This window comes from Erythrobacter litoralis HTCC2594, from assembly GCF_000013005.1.
GTDB lineage: Bacteria > Pseudomonadota > Alphaproteobacteria > Sphingomonadales > Sphingomonadaceae > Parerythrobacter > Parerythrobacter litoralis_A.
On the sequence record NC_007722.1, the window covers coordinates 1,411,074 to 1,427,840 of the forward strand.

Consider the following 16,767-nt stretch of genomic DNA (forward strand, 5'->3'; position numbering starts at 1 on the left):
ATGGACCGAGTCCCGAACTGGGGCATTTAAGTCACAGAGTTATCGCCAGATTTCCGATGGAACGGTCGAGCATCAGCAATTGCCACAGCAATCGGGAATGATCGGCAGAACCGGAAATATGATTCTCTGTCAGGCGTTTAAGCCGCGAAGTTGAGAACCAGCCGGTGTCGGCAATGGTGGCACTGGTGGCGATGGCGCGGGCTTCGTTCTGTAGCGGTCCGCGCAGCCATTCGGCGATCGGTGTCACGAAGCCCTGCTTGGGCCGATACAGCACATCCCGGGGAAGAAAGCGCTCCATAGTGTGCTTTAAAAGCCACTTGCCCTGGCGGCCCTTGATGCGCGCTCCGTAAGGCAATCCGGCCGCAAATTCGACCAGGCGGTGGTCGAGCAGAGGCTCGCGCGCTTCGAGGCTGACAGCCATGCTGGTGCGATCGACCTTGGTCAGGATGTCGCCGGGCAGCCAGAACTTGAGGTCGGCATATTGTGCCCGGTCGAGGCCGGAGCGGGCCGGCGCATTTCGCATCAGCTCGACGAAGGGTTGCTCCGCGCGATATCCGTCAAGCTGCCGCTCCATCGCATCGGTATAGAGCTGGGAGCGCATTTCCGGCGCCGTCACAGCCAGGGCGCGCGCATAGCCTTCCTCGCCAGTCGCACCGAGCGCTTGCAGCGTGGATTTCGCGCGCAAGGGCCGCGGAGCCCAATCGGCCTTGGGCCAGATGCGTCCGAGCCCACCGAGGATCGGCCCGCGCAGCGCCTGTGGCAGGATAGAGCGAACCTGCTCCTCGCGCGCATGGAAGACCTGCCGGCGATAGCCCGCAAACGCCTCGTCGGCACCATCGCCCGACAGCGCGACGGTCACGTGCTCGCGCGCAAGTTGGCAGACGCGCCAGGTCGGCAAGGCGGAGGCATCGGCGAATGGTTCGTCGAACATGCCCGCCAGCAGGTCGACCGCCCCGAAATCGTCGGGATCGACGATCCGCTCGCGGTGATCCGTCTCGAATCGTTCGGCAATCCGGCGCGCGTAACCGGTCTCGTCCAGCGCTGCGACATCGAAGCCGATCGAACATGTGTTGACCGGCTCACGGCTGGCATCGGCCATCAGCGCGACGACGCTGGAGCTGTCGACCCCGCCGGAAAGAAACGCGCCCAGCGGCACATCGGCCGTCATCCGCGATTCCACCCCCTCGCGCATCAGATGCAGCAATTGCGCCGACAGGTCGGCAGTGCTGCCACTGTGCCTGCCGGAGAAATCGATGTCCCACCATTGCACGGATGGCGCAGGCGGTCCGCCATGTCGCAACAGGCGGTAGTGCCCGGCGGGCAGTTTCTCGACGCCTTTGAGGATGCAGCGATGATCCGGCACATAGCCCCAGGTCAGGTAGTCCTCGACCGCCAGTGGATCGGCCTGGCGCCGTAGCAGCGGATGCGCCAGCAGGCCCTTCAGTTCTGACGCGAAAGCAAGGCTGCCGTCGCTCAGGTTCGCCATGTATAGCGGCTTCACGCCAAAGCGGTCGCGGGCGAGGAACAGCACCCGCTCGGTGCGGTCGTAGATGGCGAAGGCGAACATGCCGTCGAGCCGCGACAGGCATGCGGGGCCCCATTTCTGCCATGCGGCGAGGATGACCTCCGAATCGCCGTCGGTGTGGAAGCGAGCGCCGAGTTCCTTCAGCTCACGGCGCAAATCGCGATAGTTGTAGATTTCGCCGTTGAAGACCAGCATCGCGCGCTCATCGGCGGATAGCATGGGCTGCGGCGACCCTTCGATGTCGATGATCGACAGCCGCCTGTGGCCGAGCCCCACGCCCTGATCGGTCCAGACGCCACCGCCGTCGGGGCCGCGATGCACCATCGCATCGGTCATACGTTCGATCCGGCGGGGATCGACCGGCTTGGGCGTTCCGCAGTGAAAGATCCCGGCAATGCCGCACATGGACGCGAGTTATCGGCTTTCCACAATGCGGTCTATCCACGGTCCGAGCGGCCCTGTGGACTGGCGGAATGCGGCCAGCGCCGCGTCCGGTGTCTGATCGCTACGCTCCACGCTCGAAAGGATCAGCAGGCTGACCGGCTTCGGATCGAGAAGGATCCGATCACGGATCGTCGCCAGCTTGAGCCTACCCGCGCTGCCACCGAGAAACGCGCCTCGCCGATAATAGGTGTCGGCGGTCCTGCGGATGCGCCCGAGCGCGAACAACTCGTCGCGCCTGGCACCATCGGCGAGATTTGCTCCGTTCTTCCAGCGCCACATCGTGTCAGGCGGCAAAGCGCCTTCGCTCGGGGCGCTTGGTTCGCGCCCGTCCCCCTGCGATGCATAGATCGCTATAAAGACATCCACTTCCTGTCCCGCCGCATTGCGATAGCGGCCCAGCAGGCGATGGTCCGCGCCTGTAGCCCTCGGCTCCCAGTGCAATTCGGGATCGTAATCGACCAATTTCCAACCCTGGATTTCGGGCAAGGACACAGATTCCGGTACAGTCGCTTGGAGACGCGAGGCGAGCAAAGCCCAGACAGCCACGAAGAGGATCATCGCACCGCTTGTCGCAAGCGTCCTTGCAGGCGTCGCCGCGAAGCGATCCGTCGCTGCAAACAAGGGCGCCCGAGCGAGGGCAGCGCCGTCGATGCCCGGGTCTTCCGGCGACCGATCGAAGAACCGCCACGCACCCCCCAGCACGAGGGCCACGACGATGCCGAAGAAGATCCACCCGTAGAAAATGTGGTCGAAGCCAGCGGCGAATTCGATACCCTGCGACTGGGCGATATAGATCGTGCCCCAAGCGCGGATGCCGTTGGCGATGATCGGGACGATCGCACAGGCGGCCAGGAAGGCGAGACGCCGCCGCCAGCTTTGAAAGCAGGTCTGCGCGACAAGCGCGCCCAACGCCATCATGGCGACAAGGAACTGGACCCCGGAACAGGCCTCGGCGACTTCGAACAGGCCGGCGGGTGTGTCGATAAACACGCCTTCAATATGCGCCGGCACTCCGCTCCATTCGGTCAGCGCGATCGTAATCTCGGCGGTAATCATCTGCAGCGTAGGCACGAGTTCGTCGCCGAAGGGCACGAGGAACAGCATGTAGCCGAGCGGGAACAGCAAGCCCGCCGTTACCCGGGGGCCCAGAATGGTCAGAACCGAAAATTGCAGCGCCGCAACGGCGCCAAGCTGGCTGAAGGTATTGACCTCGCCGATCCGTCCGAGGAACCAGAGCAGCAAGGCTGCAGCAAAACCGAGCAATCCCGGCCACCACGCCTGCGGTTCAAGCTTCGCCAGCTCTTCGCGCCTGATCCAGACCAGCGCAGCGATGATGGCGGGTATGATCAGGATATGATTATAGGTCGAGGTGTTCCACCACTGATCGAACATGGCGAACCAGTCGCGCAGGGTGAGCAGCGCGAGCGCACCCCACACCAGCGCGAGATGCGCCAGCGGCTTGTGCCACGCCTTGGGGAAGCGCTCCAAGCCGCTGTGTTGCGCGGAAGCGTCGAGGACCGCGTCAGGCTGCATTGCGCGCCCCCTTCCCACGCCCGACCAAGCCGGCGAGATCGGCCAGCATCGCGGGCCAGCTTTGCTCCGCCAGCACATAGGCACGGGCGGCGTGACCCATCGCGATGGCTTCTCCCGTGTCGTCGATCAGCCGCAATGCCTGCTGGACCATTGCCTCGTCGCTTTCGGCAATGGCGAAATGCTTGCCATCCACGGCATCGATCCCCGTCGCCGCTTCCGGAGAGAGCAGCACCGGCCGCGCCATGGCCATGGCTTCGAGCACCTTGTTCTGGATGCCGCGCGCGATTGCCAGCGGCGCGATGACGATATCGGCGGCGGCCAGAAATGGCTTCACGTCCGGCACTTCGCCCCAAACGCGGACATTGTCCTTGCCGGCGCGGTCGAGCAGGCGCTGAACGGGCGCGCGGCCTACCACGTGGAAGGTGGCCTTCGGATGCTGCGCGCGAAGCCGCGGCAGGATCGCGTCCATGACGCGCTCGACCGCAACGATATTGGGCAGGTAGTCCATTTGCCCGGTGAAGACGATCTGCGGGCCGCGGGCCTGAACCAGATCGCGCTGCGGCGTGACATTGGCTGGATCGAACAAGTCGGCATCGATCCCGTTGCGGATGACGCGAATATCGGTCCCATCCCGCTTCGCAAGACGAGAACTAAACAGGCTGGCTTCGTTGCTGCTGATAAGGATCGTCGCGTCGGCGCGATGCGCCAGTCGCTCTTCCTCGCAGGCGAGCACCCTGCCCTCGCGGCGGTCTATGACCCGGCGCGGCCACGTGCCGTCGACACCATAGGCATCGAATTTTGCGCTATCGACATCGCACAGGTCGACGATGACCCGCCCGGCGAAATCGTCGGGCACATACTGCCCCATCTGTCCGGAGAAGACGAAGATCGTGTCGATCGGCCTCTCGCTCAGCACTTGTGACACCCACGCGCGAAGAGCGGCACTGTCGAAGGCCGTCAGGCTGACGGGTTTGTTCGAAGCGAGCGCTTCCAGCCCGGCCAAGGCCAGCGGCTTTGTGCGGCGGATCAGGCGGTGGCTGGCAGCGATAGATTCCAGCTCCGCTTCCGCGGCCATATCAGCATCGGTTTCGCCGAAGGTGCCGACATGCACGGGCGCCAGCTCCGCCAACGCCTTTAGTAGATGGTGCGAGCGGATCTTGTCCCCCCGGTCCGGCGGGAAGGGGATGCGGTGGGCGAGAAACAGGATCTCGCCCATCAGGCGAGCCCGCGTGCGATCACCGGGCCGATCCTGTTGGCGACACCCAGCGGCAGCTTCTTCCAAAGGTCGATTTTGCGCCGGTAAGTGGCGCTGGTCGGATCGACATCGCGCTTTTCGCACCCGGGCGCGGTCCAGCTGGCATAGGTCAGCGGTTCGGGTGCGAAGCCCCAGTTCTTCTTGAAATTGTATGGTCCGCTTCCGGTCTTCGAGCGCCCGAAATCGAAGGTGATGCACCCCTTGCCGCGCGCGTGGCACATCAGCTTATAATACATGACTTCGTTTGCGCGCAGGTGCCGCGCATCCCACACGCCGCCGCCCCAGTAAGGCATGGCCGCGCCCATGTGATAGAGCGTCAGCACGCTGGCGACCGGGCGCTTGCCGTCCCACACTGTCAGGATATCCGCATCCTCGCCGAACTTGCACAGCACCGCGTCGAACAGGCGACGCGGGAAGACCGGAGTGCCGAGATTGCGGACGCTTTCGGCGTAGCATGCGTAATGCGCGGCGCGGTCCTTTTCGAAAGTTCCGACAGTCACTCGCAGTCCGTTCTTCAGGCCCTTGCGCACTTCCGCACGCTGCTTGCGCGGGATGGCGAGCAGTTGTGCATCGTCATCCTCGGCGAGCGGTCCGGCAAAACCGCAGTGGCTGTCTGCCTGCACATCCCAGTCCGCCGGCGCAGAGCCGCCGCGCAATTCGACCGAGGTGCAGCTTTCGCGGACAGCCAGTTCTGTCGCGACCCGGCACAAGCGGTGCGCGGTCTTTTCGAACAGCGCAAGCGGTCCGCCGTCGACCCCGAACCCGCTGGAAATCAGCGCACGCGCGAACAGCGGTGAGTGCACTATTGTAAGCGGCAGCCATCCGGTGATCTCGCCGCCTTTCTCGGCGACAAGCCCGGTCGCCTTCTGTCCCGTGCCGCATTGAACGGCCTTCAGCCACTGCGGCAGATGAAATGGCGAACCGTTGGCGCGATAGACGAAATCGGCAATCCGCGCGCATTCGGCCGGATCGTGCAGGTTCACCTGCGCAACCGTCTCTTCGCAGAGGGCAAAGGGGGCATTCACGCAGCCAGCTCCACCGCGCGCGCGGCTTCGCGATGGGCCAAAATGTCCATCCGGCCCCACTCGAACTCGTGCACCAGCTCGCGCAGCTTTTCAGCCATCTTGTCGAGATTGGTGTAGTGGCGCAGCTTCGATTTGATCGGAGCATTGCCGACGCGCGGCTGTTCCGGATCGATCTCCCACGGATGGAAATAGAACACCGCAGGGCGGCAGTCCTGGCGATTAACCTGTCGGATCGCCCAGCGGCTGAAGGCATAGGGCAGCACGCGGAAAAAGCCGCCGCCGCCTGCCGCTACGCGCCTGCCGCCGAGGATCGCCGTGGTGACCGGAATTTCGACGAGGTCCGACCATGGCAGCGGCTTGAACGCGAAGCGCGGTGCCTCGCGCCAGCCGTAATGATCGTGCACTACCGGGGCGACGCTGGAAGAATAGGCATAGCCTTGCTCGGCCAGTTCCATGTAGGCCCAGGGCGTGCGCTTATCGATCGAGAAGCTGGGCGCGCGATAGCCGGTCACCTGCACGCCGCCCGCATCCTCGAGGATCATCCGTGCCAGCTTGATATCGCCCGCGAATTGCTTGCGATCGAAAGCGAATACGCGGCCATGATCATAGCCGTGGCTCGCCAGTTCGTGCCCGCGGTCGACGATCCGGCGGATGATGGCGGGATTGCGCTTGGCGATCCATCCGAGGGTGAAGAAGGTCGCCTTCACTTCGGCGGCATCGAACAGGTCGAGGATACGCAGTACATTGTCCTCGACGCGCAGCGCCAGACCGTCCCAGTCTCCCCGGTCGATTACATTTTCGAAGGCACCGACCTGGAACCAGTCCTCGACATCGACCGAGAGGCCGTTGATGATCGTTCCGTCAGTACTGTGCGGCGATTGCATGACGCCTTGCCCCCCTTCGCTCAGGCTGCCTGGCGCTTCTCGCCTTCGATCCACTCGATCACCATGGTCAGGACCTGACGAACGCTCGCTTCCTGCTCGTCGAGGCGCGCTTCGATAATATCGAGCCGCTCGGCGAGGTCATCCGGCAACGGCGCTGCTTCCCCCTTCATCTCGGAGACGGCCTCGCGCAGTTCGGCGATCTCGACATCCTGCCCCGCGCTCGTCTCGGCAACAGCCTGCGCGAAGGCGTGCTTGACCGGACCCGGTGCTGGCGGACGTTCGGTTTTCTCCATCGGCTTGGGCGCCGCTTCGGGGAAGGCGTTGTCGCCCTGCATTTCCTTGAGCACGGAACTCAGCATCGCGCTGTCGATCCGCGTACGTTGCTCCACCGCTCCGAGAAGCAGCAAGCGCGTGGCAATCTGGTTGACCCGGCGAGGAATGCCGCCCGAAGCTTCGTACATTTCAGCGAAAACGCGCTGATCCCAGGCCGGATTGCCTTCCCAGCCGACGCATGTGAGGCGGTGTTCGACATAGGGCTGCAACTCGTCCGATTCCATCGGGCCGAGGTGATGCGCCGCGATCACGCGCTGGCGCAGCTGCTCAAGCTCGCCATGCGAAGCCAGCACTTCCTTAAATTCCGGCTGGCCCAGCAGCAGCTGCTGCAGCAGCGGGTGCGAGCCGAGCTGGAAGTTCGACATCATCCGCAGCTCTTCGAGCGCTTCGATGCTGAGGTTCTGCGATTCATCGACGACCAGCAGGCAGCGCCGACCGGCGCGGGCCTCTTCGTGAAGGAAATCCTCGATTGCGCCGAGCGCGCCTGCCTTGTCGTGGCCTTCGATATCGAGGCCGAAGCTTTGCGCGACCACATGCACCAGTTCCTCGCCATCGAGGTTGCTGGTGACGATCTGGCCGACCGTCATCTGCTCGGGGTCGATCTTCTTCATCAGGTGAGCGACCAGCGTCGATTTGCCGGAGCCGATCTCGCCGGTGATAACGATGAAGCCCTCGCCCTGCGCAAGGCCATAGCCCAAATAGGACAGCGCCTTGCGGTGCGTGATGCTCTCGAAATAGAAATCGGGGTCCGGCGTGAGCTGGAAGGGCCGCCCCGTCAGGCCATAGAAATCGTCGAACATGGGTCTTGTCCTTTCCGTGGGGCTCAGAAGTCGTAGCGCAGGCCGACGAGGGCGGAGGCGGTCTTGAGGTCCTCCCCGGATACGTCGCTGTCGAGATAGTCGAGCGAAACGGCAGCGCGCGCTGATAGTCCGGCATAGAGCTGGCGGGCATAGCTCGCCGAAGTGCCGAGGATCATGGCATCGCTGTCGGTGAAATCGCTGGTCAGGTAGTTGCCGTAGGCATTGACCGAGAAGCTGGCATCGCGGCCCAGTTCGCCGCTGACACCGAGATTGGCGTAGTAGCTTTCCTCCGCGAGCCCATCGGCTGCCGCGAGCACCGTAGCAGGTGCGGCGATGAAGGTGCGACGATCGTATCCGACCGAGAGACCTGCATTGTAGCGACCGACAGCGCGCGAATAGGAGATCACGCCGCCGCGGCTGCGGAAGACCGAGCTGCGCACCGAGGCAAGCGCACCGCCGAAGCAATTGCCGCCTTCCAGGCTGCTGACACAGCCGTTGAGATCGCCGGTAACAGCGTTGCGGTTGGCTTCGAAATTGGTCGGCAGCGCGACCAGCGCATTGTTCAGCACACCGCCGAAGCCGGCGATCCCGTCATAGACCGAGATGTTCAGCGCGCTACGCGCGTTGGGCGCATAGGCGAAGCTGCCGTAATAGGTATCGCTGTCATAGCGGCGCCCGTAATGCGCTTCGAAGGCGGTACGGCGCGAGGGGCGCCAGACGACGCCGACATCCCAGATCAACCCGTCGGTTTCGAAAGCGATCTGGCGCGGCGAGCTTTCATCGGTGATAAAACGCCCATCGGCGTCGATCACCGGCAGGCCGGTGGCGGCGTCGACCACCGCATCACGGCTCGAAACCTGCACATCCTCGTATCCGACCCCGCCCACGACCGCGAGCGAGGAAGTCACCGGCACCGTCACATCGCCGCGCACGTAAGCGTCGCGCACGCGCTGGTCGAGATTGCCGATATCCTCTTGGTAATAGCCGCCGCCGACCGCAGCGCCGATACCGCCGGGCGTGGATGTATTCGGCCTCAGCCCCACCCGCGCATTGGCGCTATGGACCGTGCTGTCGTCGAAAACGTCGACCGGCGGGCTGCCGGGGGTCGTTACGACGGCGTCGGGAGCTTCCACCCTCGTATAGCCGAAGCGATAGTTCGCGCTGACGTCGACCTCCCCTACGCGGGTCGACACATTGGGGCCGACATAGCCGGAATAGACCCGGCTCTCGCTGTCGGTATCGAGGCCTTCTACCGCGTTGAGGCGCGATCCGCCGCCATTGTCGACCTGAGTGCGCGCGGCAAGCGCGCCGGCCTCTACGGTCAGGACTTGCGGCACCACCGACGCATAGCCGCGCGCGACACCCGTGACGCTCGTACTGTCTGCCGCGGCATCGCCATAGCCGATATTCTGTTCGACGCGGACAGAGGCGGAGCCGCCATTGTTGCGGCCCTGCACGCTGACATCGACCCCGGCGGCGACCTGGGTGAAGGTCACCACTTCATCGCCCGGCGAAAGCTCGGCGAGGACGGCCTGGCTGACCTCGATATAGGGCTGCACCTGCGCACGCTGGCGCTGCGGACGGCTGTCGCGACCGTCGCGCGAGGCGCGCTCGCTGCTCTGACTGCCACCGGTGACGCCGTCATCGGGGCCGTAGGCCTGGGCCTGCGCTGTTGCGGGCACGACCAGCGCGATGGCGGCGATCGAAGTGAGATATTGGGCCCGTTTCATGAGGCGTCCCCTTTCACTCGTAATACGACCCGAAGCGGCGACCGCTCGGGCTGAAATTGGCTGCGTTGAGCAGAAGTTTGATGTCGTCGCAGGCGGCAAGCAGCTGGCAGGTATCCTCCAGCGCGTTGCGACCGGTCTGGTCCGCGCGCGCAACGACCACGACCTGTCCGACATGCTTGGCAAGTTCGGCTGCGGGCGATGCCGCCAGCGCGGGCGGCGTATCGAAGATGACGATGCGATTGGGCACGCCGACGGTCAGCCGGTCGAGCACATCTGCGGTCGCTTCGCTGGCGACGTATTCAGCACCATGGTTGTCGACATGCCCCGCGGGCAGGATCCAGAGGTTCGCGATATCGGTTCCGAGCACGAGGTCTTCGACCGGTATGTCCGGCTTCGACAGCGCATCCATGAATCCGGAGGCCTTGGGCAGGCCGAATGTCGACAATACCGAAGGCTTGGCGATATCGGCATCGACCAGGACCACTTCCATGTCGCGCTCTGCAGCCAAGGCGATGGCGAGATTGGCCGCGCAGAAAGTCTTGCCTTCGTCGGGATGGGGCGAGCTGATGAGGACGCGGCGCGACTTCGCCGTGCCCTTGTCGCGAGCCGCGCGCAGGATCTGGCGTTTGACGATCCTGAATTCCTCGAGCAGTTCGCTAACATCGCCGTCGGGATCGATGAGCCCCTGTTGGCACAGGTGCGCCCGATCGACGGTGTGGCGTGTCCCCTCGAGCCTGGGCGCCAGCGGCGCGCCTTCGACGACCACGGGGGCAGGTGCTGCCGCCGCGGGCACCGGCAATTGCGCTTCCACATCCGTGGCCGGCTCGACAGAGGCTTCGGTCGGTTCGGCAATTGCGGTCGTCTTGCGCTCGACCTTCTTGGCGCGCTTGAGTGGGCGCTCGTCGAGCTTCTTGGGCATCGGCGCTGCACCGAAGCCGTCGAGCCCGAAGGCACCGCTGGCGCGTTCGAACAGAGAGCTTTCCTGGCCCTCGTCCTTGCCGCCTTCGCCGGGGAGCGGGATTTTCTTGTGTTCGGTCATTTCCCTCTCCTCAGGCCACGCTGCCGACCTGGATGAATTCGATCGCCATCAGGATCACGAGGACCCCGCCGAGCGCGGCCGAGCCGGCGAAGAACATCCTGGTCTTCTTCGCCTCCTGCACACGCTGGGTGGGTGTCAGGCTGGTCGAAATCGAACCGAGCACAGGCAGGCCCATTGCCCGTTCGAGACCTGCTGTGGTGGCGAATGTCGATTTCAGCTGGGTGAGCGCGAAGGCCGACCCGACACCCGCACCGATGCCGACGATCAGAACGCCCAGCAGCAGGATCGGACGATTGGGCGCTGCCGGCTTGAGCGGCAGCGCGGGCGCGTCGATGATATCGAAGCGGAACGAGCTGCGCTCGCTTTCCAGGTTGCTGCGCAGTTCAAGCTCTTCGCGGTCCTGCAGCAGTTCGTCGTATTTCGTCTTCAGAACCTCGTAATCGCGACCGATCCGCTGCGCTTCTGCGGCGAGCGCCGGTTCGCTGGCCTGATCGGCGAGCGACATGGAGATATCGGCCTGCATCGCGGCCTTGCGGGCGAGGAGCGCCTGGAGGTTGGCCTGGCGCTCGCCGCGGATGGAAATCAGGGAACTGTAGGCAGGATTTGGAACGCCGCCCGCTCCGCCACCGCCCTCGCGGGCAGCTTGCTGGCGCAGCAGTTCCATTTGCTTGATGGCGGCCTGCATGTCCGGGTGCGTATTTTTCAGGCCGCGCGCGCGCAGTTGCGCGACTTGCGCTTGGGCCTGCGCGTAAGCGCCCGAAGCGCTGCCCGGATTGGCGACCCCGGGAAGAGTGGCGGGCGTTCCTGCAATCTGGCCATTGATCGCGGCGAGTGCACTTTGTGCAGCAGCGATATCGGCCTCGACCCCGCGCAGTTCCGTGCGGGTCTGGTTGAGGCGCCCGTTGATGGCCGACGCTCCGCCGATAAGTTCGGGATGTTCAGCTTCGAATGCCGTCAACCGCGCTTCGGCAGCTTCCAGCTCCTTCGCGCGTTGTTGCAATTGCTGGTCGAGAACGGCGACCGCTTCCGCGACGTCGCCCCGATTGCCGGCGATATTCTCTTCGCGGAAGACATCGAGCAGCTTGCGCACGACATCCTGCGAGAGGCGTGCGTTTTCGGCATCGGACAGATGGCCCTTGCCGATCGTGGCGGTGATTTCGAAGAGGTTGTCTTCCTCGCTCTTCACCTTGACCGCTTCGGCGAGACTGCCGACTTCGCGCTCCATCTGCTGCGGGGTGGTCACGCCTTCGCCCAGCTGCGTGGAGCGAACCACTTTCTGCAGCGTATCGACGGCTGTCAGCGTCTGGCGCACGCGCTGGATATCGCTCTTGTCGCTGCCGGCGATCCCGGTCTGCTTGGTCAGGATGTCGTCCAGCTGGACGAAGATCTTGGCCTTGGACTCGTAGGCATTCGGGATCATCGCGACGACCAGCCACCCGGCCAGGCACACGCCCCACGCTACGCCGAGCACGAGCCATTTCCTGGCCCATGCCGAATAGAGCGCTGCGCGGACTTCTTCGAAGACTTCGTTCATGCGTCAGGCCGCCCTCAGAATGCGCTCTCGGGAATGATGATGACGTCGCCCGGTGCGAGGCCGACATTGGCGCGGCTGTCGCCCTTGCGCAGCAGATCGCTCAGCCGCAGCGCATATTCGGTCTGCTGGCCGGTGCGGCGATCCTTGCGGATCAGCTTGGCGCGATTGCCCGCCGCGAATTCGCTGAGGCCGCCGACCGCGATCATCGCGTCGAGCACGGTCATATTGGCGCGATACGGCAGTGAAGCGGGCTTCTCGGTCGCACCGATCACGCGAACCTGCTGGCTGAACGTACCGGCAAACTTGTTGACGATGACCGATACGATCGGCTGTTCGATATATTGCGACAGGTGCAGCCGGATATCTTCCTGCAGCATGGCCGGGGTCTTGCCGACCGCCGGCATGTCGGTGACGAGCGGGATGGTGATGCGCCCGTCGGGGCGGACCTGGATGCTTTGCGCACCCAGTTCGGGGTTGCGCCAGACATGGATCGAAAGCTCGTCGAGCGGGCCGATCACATATTCCTGGCTCGGTCCCTCTTGCAATGCGACGAAGTTTGCAGGGGGCAATTCCTTGCCGCCGCCGCCAGCGGCGCAACCTGAGAGGGCGAGCGCCGCCATGGCGCTGCCTGCCATGAGAGTGGGGAACCGGTTGTAAGGCATCGAAACGCGTCCTTGGCCAAGTGCATGAACCCTGCCATCCGACGAACTACGGACGGACGGGTCCCAGCGATTTGGCTGCGTTTCTCGCCAAAAAGGGTGAATATCCCGTTAGCTTTCTTCAGGATCTTAGGGGCGTTCCCGAAACGGGACAGGGCGCGCGTAAAGGTTAAGCGCGCGGTTACCTAAACCAGCACTTCGCGCGCAGGGCCCTGGCCCAGGAATTCCGCCGGAGAGGCGCTCGCGCCGTAGGCTCCGGCGCAGAAAATGGCGACGATGTCGCCGACATCGGCGCGCGGAAGAAATGCCTTGTCCGAAAGCCTATCGAGCGGGGTGCAAAGGCATCCGACCACGTGCTGGACCTCTACCGGGGGCGCGTCGAAGCGCGTTGCGATGGCGGCGGGATAGTTGCGGCGGACGACCGTGCCGAAGTTGCCGGAAGCTGCGAGCTGGTGATGCAATCCGCCATCGGTGACGAGGAATGTCTCGCCGTGGCTCACCTTGCGGTCGACGATCCGGCACAGATACACGCCGGCCAGCCCGACCAGGTAGCGGCCGAGTTCGATGCACAGGTGCGCATCGGCCAGTGTTTCCGGCAGGTCGCCGAAGCGCTCTTCCAAGGCGGAGCCAATGGCTTCGATATCGAGCGGCTCGTCGCCATGAAAATAGGGAATGCCAAACCCGCCGCCCATATTGAGCTTTGGCAGCGCTTCGCCCATTTCGCTGGCGATCTTGTCCGCCAACGCAAGGACATTGGCTTGGGTTTCAATGATTGCTTCAGCTGAAAGCGCCTGGCTGCCGGTGTAGATGTGCAAGCCCCGCCACTCGCCGCCGGCTGCAATGATCTCGCTACCCAGCGCAGGTACGCGCTCGGCGTCGATGCCGAAGGGTTTGGCACCCCCGCCCATCTTCATGCCCGAACCCTTCATATCGAAGTCCGGATTGACGCGGATCGCCAGGCGCGGCGTTTGGCCGAGCCGCTCCGCGATCTCCAGCGCGCGGCGCGCTTCGCCTTCGGATTCGAGATTGAGAGTTACGCCCGCCTCAATGGCCGCCTCTAGCTCGCGATCGCGCTTGCCGGGACCGGCAAAGCTGACCCGCCTGGTATCGATCCCGGCGGCCTGGATCTTCTCGAGCTCGCCGCCGGAGGCGATATCGTAGCCCTCGACGAGATCGGCCATGAAAGCGAGAACCTCGGGATGCGAATTGGCCTTGATCGCATAGTTGATGTGCAGCCGCTCCGGCATCGCCTCGCGCAGGTGCCGCATGGTCCCCGCGATAATGTCGCGCGAATACACGAAGAGAGGCGTTCCGCCTGCTTCTTCAACCAATTGCGTGGCGGTTTTGCCGCCGATTGCCAACTCGCCGTCCTGTGCCTCGAAATTCTCCGGTATCGGCCCCAGCGGCTTGCCAGGCGGCTTTTCCGTCTCTGCGGCAGCGCTGCTCATGCCCCGATCTCGCGCGCGATCGCGGTACGGTCAAGCTTGCCGTTTGGATTGAGCGGCAGGGTCTCGCGCCAATGGACCTTCTGCGGCAACATGAAATTGGGCAGTTCCTTGACAAGCCGCGGCAAAAGCTTGCCCTGCGGGTCGTCCGCTTCGGGCGCTGCGCGCACGACCAGATGGACGGCATGGCCCAGCCTGGCATCCTTGACGCCCAGCGCCACCGCCTCGGCGACCAGTCCGGTGGCGATCGCTGCGTCCTCGATCTCCTGCGGACTGATGCGATTGCCCGCACTCTTGATCATCGCGTCGCGGCGACCGACGAAGTAAAGCAGGCCGTCGGCGTTTCGCTTCACGCGATCTCCGGACCAGACGGCAGTCCCGCCATAATGTGAGCCATCCGGTGCGGACTTGAATCGCTCGGCAGTGCGCTCGGCATCCTGCCAATATCCCTGCGCCACCAGCGGGCCGCAATGGACGAGTTCGCCCTCCTCACCGGCCTGCGCCACTTCGCCATTGTCGTCGATCACGAGAATCTCTGCAAAGGGAATCGCCGTCCCCATCGAAGTCGGATGCGTGTCCACCAATGAAGGATCGAGATATGTCGAACGGAAGGCTTCGGTCAGGCCGTACATCGGAAAAAGCCGTGTCTGCGGGAAGATAGCGCGCAAATCTCGCACGAGATCTTCGGTCAGCGCGCCACCCGAATTGGTCATCCGTCGCATCGATGCGACTGCTTCAGACGGCCATTCGATCTCGGTCAGCTGGACCCACAGAGGCGGTACCGCCGCGAGCGTCGTGATGTTGTGTTTCGCACAGGCCTTTACGACATCGTTCGGGAATAAGTAATCGAGCGGCACCACGCTGCCGCCGGTATACCAGGTCGAAAGCAGCTGGTTCTGCCCGTAATCGAAGCTGAGCGGCAGCACGCCGAGCGTCACGTCATCGCTCTCCATGCCGAGATAATGGGCCACGCTAACCGCCCCCAACCACATATTCGCATGGCTCAGCATGACGCCCTTGGGCCGCCCGGTGGAACCGCTGGTGTAAAGGATCGCCGCCAGCGCATCCGGATCGGCGTCTGAAGGTTTCAAAGCGCCTTCATGCGCCTCGACTGCCTCCCATACCGCCTTTTCGTCCATCGGGGTGCATCCGGCGGGCACATCGCCCTGTTCCAGCGACTTCAATCGCGCCGCCGTCCCCAGCAGCAACAGCGCGCCGCTATCGGCCAAAATATGCGCGACCTGTGCCCGCTTGAGCAGCGGATTGATCGGCACATGCACCAGTCCGGCCCGCGCACAGGCGAGCGGCATCAGGCACGTCAGCGCGCCCTTTGCGGCCCACGTCGCAATCCGCTCGCCCTCTTCGGGGACCTGAGCCTGCAGCCACGAAGCCAGTGCAGCGACACGGCTTCTTAAGTCCTCATAGGTAAGTGTCTCACCGCGCAAGACCAGCGCCGGAGCATCGCCCTCGCCGCATTCGGCAAGGTGATCGAGCGGCTTTGGCGTCGGGTCAGGCGTTTGGGACATCGGGTTTCCGAGAGGGTTTTGTGGGGTTTTTGTGACTGCAATCGCTGCCAGCTATCACGACAGGGTTAACGTCTTGCAAGGCATGATGCCAAAAGACGCGTCCCCTTTCGACAGGCCCGAATGGTATGCATTGCTGGCCGAACGCAAGCCTCCGCTGCTGGCCATGGCGAGCGACGGAGAGCGCAAGGCTGCCCTCGCCCTCACCCGCGCCAATGGCCGGCTCGAACCGCTCAACCATTGGTACAGCTTCACTTGGCGTCAACTTGCCCCTGCAGGCACGCAAGGCGATCGTCTCTTGGCATCACTAGCGAGGGACCTGAGAGCTCACTCGCACCGCGTCACACTCTCACCCGTACCGGACGAAGACGGGTCTGCGACGCGTTTAGAAGCCGCGTTCCGCGCCGCTGGGTGGAGCGTGCATCGAGAACAATGCGACTATAATCATGTCCTGCCGGTGAGGGGCCGGAGCTTTGCCGAATACTGGGCCGAGCGGCCCGGGCGAATGCGCACCACGCTAAAACGCAAGGCCAAGAAGGTCGACGTGGAATTGCTGACCCATTTCGACGATGCGGCCTGGGCGGCCTACGAGGAAATCTACGCGCAAAGCTGGAAGCCGGCCGAGGACACGCCCGAAATCCTGCGTGCTTTTGCCGAAGCCGAGGGTGCCGCAGGCCGTATCCGTCTCGCCGTCGCTCGTCATGAAGGTCGCGCAGTCGCGGCGCAATTCTGGACGGTCGAGAACGGCGTCGCCTACATCCACAAGCTCGCCCATCTCGAAGAGACCAAGAGCCTCTCCGCCGGAACGACATTGAGCGCCGCGCTCTTCGAGCATGTCATCGACACGGACAAGGTCGCCCTCGTCGATTTCGGCACCGGCAACGATCGCTACAAGGCGGACTGGATGGAAGAGGTCAGGCCGCGATTCCTGATCGATTGCCTCGACCCGCGGCAGATCAAGGCCTGGCCGGCCTTGGCCAAGCGATTCGTTACCCGGCTTGCGCCCGCGCCCGCGGAAAGCTAGGCACCCGCGCACTT

General features: G+C 64.0%; 13 protein-coding genes. 1 reads left to right on the top strand and 12 read right to left on the bottom strand.

Annotation, left to right across the window (positions count from 1 at the left end):
* Window positions 1-31 precede the first annotated feature (31 nt).
* From EL2594_RS06740 to EL2594_RS06795, 12 genes are all read right to left on the bottom strand, one after another.
* On the bottom strand, window positions 32-1,930 hold the full coding sequence (locus EL2594_RS06740) for an XrtA/PEP-CTERM system amidotransferase (RefSeq protein ID WP_011414291.1): 1,899 nt from the start codon (window positions 1,928-1,930) through the stop codon (window positions 32-34).
* A gap of 9 nt (window positions 1,931-1,939) precedes the next feature.
* A complete protein-coding gene (gene xrtA / locus EL2594_RS06745; RefSeq protein WP_011414292.1) occupies window positions 1,940-3,502 on the bottom strand; it encodes an exosortase A in 1,563 nt (520 codons plus the stop codon).
* Window positions 3,492-4,718 carry a TIGR03087 family PEP-CTERM/XrtA system glycosyltransferase gene (locus EL2594_RS06750; protein ID WP_011414293.1) on the bottom strand — a complete coding sequence of 409 codons (1,227 nt, stop codon included), beginning with the start codon at window positions 4,716-4,718 and terminating at the stop codon, window positions 3,492-3,494. Before EL2594_RS06750 ends, xrtA begins: the two co-directional genes overlap by 11 nt.
* Entirely contained in the window at window positions 4,718-5,782 is a 1,065-nt protein-coding gene (locus EL2594_RS06755) for a FemAB family XrtA/PEP-CTERM system-associated protein (protein ID WP_011414294.1), read from the bottom strand. Before EL2594_RS06755 ends, EL2594_RS06750 begins: the two co-directional genes overlap by 1 nt.
* Entirely contained in the window at window positions 5,779-6,666 is an 888-nt protein-coding gene (locus EL2594_RS06760) for an XrtA system polysaccharide deacetylase (protein ID WP_011414295.1), read from the bottom strand. Before EL2594_RS06760 ends, EL2594_RS06755 begins: the two co-directional genes overlap by 4 nt.
* Window positions 6,667-6,686: 20 nt before the next feature.
* A complete protein-coding gene (locus EL2594_RS06765; protein ID WP_011414296.1) occupies window positions 6,687-7,799 on the bottom strand; it encodes an XrtA/PEP-CTERM system-associated ATPase in 1,113 nt (370 codons plus the stop codon).
* 23 nt (window positions 7,800-7,822) lie between these two features.
* Window positions 7,823-9,529: a preprotein translocase subunit YajC gene (locus tag EL2594_RS06770; protein WP_011414297.1), complete on the bottom strand. Its 1,707-nt coding sequence runs from the start codon at window positions 9,527-9,529 to the stop codon at window positions 7,823-7,825.
* A gap of 13 nt (window positions 9,530-9,542) precedes the next feature.
* Window positions 9,543-10,568: a capsular polysaccharide biosynthesis protein gene (locus tag EL2594_RS06775; RefSeq protein ID WP_011414298.1), complete on the bottom strand. Its 1,026-nt coding sequence runs from the start codon at window positions 10,566-10,568 to the stop codon at window positions 9,543-9,545.
* Window positions 10,569-10,578: 10 nt separating this feature from the next.
* Window positions 10,579-12,102, bottom strand: a complete 1,524-nt coding sequence (locus tag EL2594_RS06780; protein WP_011414299.1) for an XrtA system polysaccharide chain length determinant — start codon at window positions 12,100-12,102, stop codon at window positions 10,579-10,581.
* 14 nt (window positions 12,103-12,116) lie between these two features.
* Complete coding sequence (locus EL2594_RS06785) at window positions 12,117-12,764, bottom strand: XrtA/PEP-CTERM system exopolysaccharide export protein (RefSeq protein ID WP_041685163.1); 648 nt, start codon at window positions 12,762-12,764, stop codon at window positions 12,117-12,119.
* A gap of 182 nt (window positions 12,765-12,946) precedes the next feature.
* Window positions 12,947-14,209 carry a pyridoxal-dependent decarboxylase, exosortase A system-associated gene (locus EL2594_RS06790; protein ID WP_011414301.1) on the bottom strand — a complete coding sequence of 421 codons (1,263 nt, stop codon included), beginning with the start codon at window positions 14,207-14,209 and terminating at the stop codon, window positions 12,947-12,949.
* Complete coding sequence (locus tag EL2594_RS06795; RefSeq protein WP_011414302.1) at window positions 14,206-15,732, bottom strand: acyl-CoA ligase (AMP-forming), exosortase A system-associated; 1,527 nt, start codon at window positions 15,730-15,732, stop codon at window positions 14,206-14,208. The genes EL2594_RS06790 and EL2594_RS06795 overlap by 4 nt, the downstream gene beginning before the upstream one ends.
* Window positions 15,733-15,763: 31 nt before the next feature.
* On the opposite strand from EL2594_RS06795, the gene EL2594_RS06800 reads away from it, so the two are divergent.
* The gene (locus EL2594_RS06800; protein WP_041685165.1) at window positions 15,764-16,753 is read left to right on the top strand and encodes a GNAT family N-acetyltransferase; all 990 of its coding nucleotides are present in this window, start codon (window positions 15,764-15,766) and stop codon (window positions 16,751-16,753) included.
* Window positions 16,754-16,767: the final 14 nt, after the last annotated feature.

Coding starts and splice junctions, on each gene's coding strand:
- xrtA (WP_011414292.1), bottom strand. CDS start 3,502: ATGCAGCCTGACGCGGTCCTCGACGCTTCCGCGCAACACAGCGGCTTG.
- EL2594_RS06780 (WP_011414299.1), bottom strand. CDS start 12,102: ATGAACGAAGTCTTCGAAGAAGTCCGCGCAGCGCTCTATTCGGCATGG.
- EL2594_RS06740 (WP_011414291.1), bottom strand. CDS start 1,930: ATGTGCGGCATTGCCGGGATCTTTCACTGCGGAACGCCCAAGCCGGTC.
- EL2594_RS06760 (WP_011414295.1), bottom strand. CDS start 6,666: ATGCAATCGCCGCACAGTACTGACGGAACGATCATCAACGGCCTCTCG.
- EL2594_RS06795 (WP_011414302.1), bottom strand. CDS start 15,732: ATGTCCCAAACGCCTGACCCGACGCCAAAGCCGCTCGATCACCTTGCC.
- EL2594_RS06750 (WP_011414293.1), bottom strand. CDS start 4,718: ATGGGCGAGATCCTGTTTCTCGCCCACCGCATCCCCTTCCCGCCGGAC.
- EL2594_RS06790 (WP_011414301.1), bottom strand. CDS start 14,209: ATGAGCAGCGCTGCCGCAGAGACGGAAAAGCCGCCTGGCAAGCCGCTG.
- EL2594_RS06775 (WP_011414298.1), bottom strand. CDS start 10,568: ATGACCGAACACAAGAAAATCCCGCTCCCCGGCGAAGGCGGCAAGGAC.
- EL2594_RS06770 (WP_011414297.1), bottom strand. CDS start 9,529: ATGAAACGGGCCCAATATCTCACTTCGATCGCCGCCATCGCGCTGGTC.
- EL2594_RS06785 (WP_041685163.1), bottom strand. CDS start 12,764: ATGCCTTACAACCGGTTCCCCACTCTCATGGCAGGCAGCGCCATGGCG.
- EL2594_RS06765 (WP_011414296.1), bottom strand. CDS start 7,799: ATGTTCGACGATTTCTATGGCCTGACGGGGCGGCCCTTCCAGCTCACG.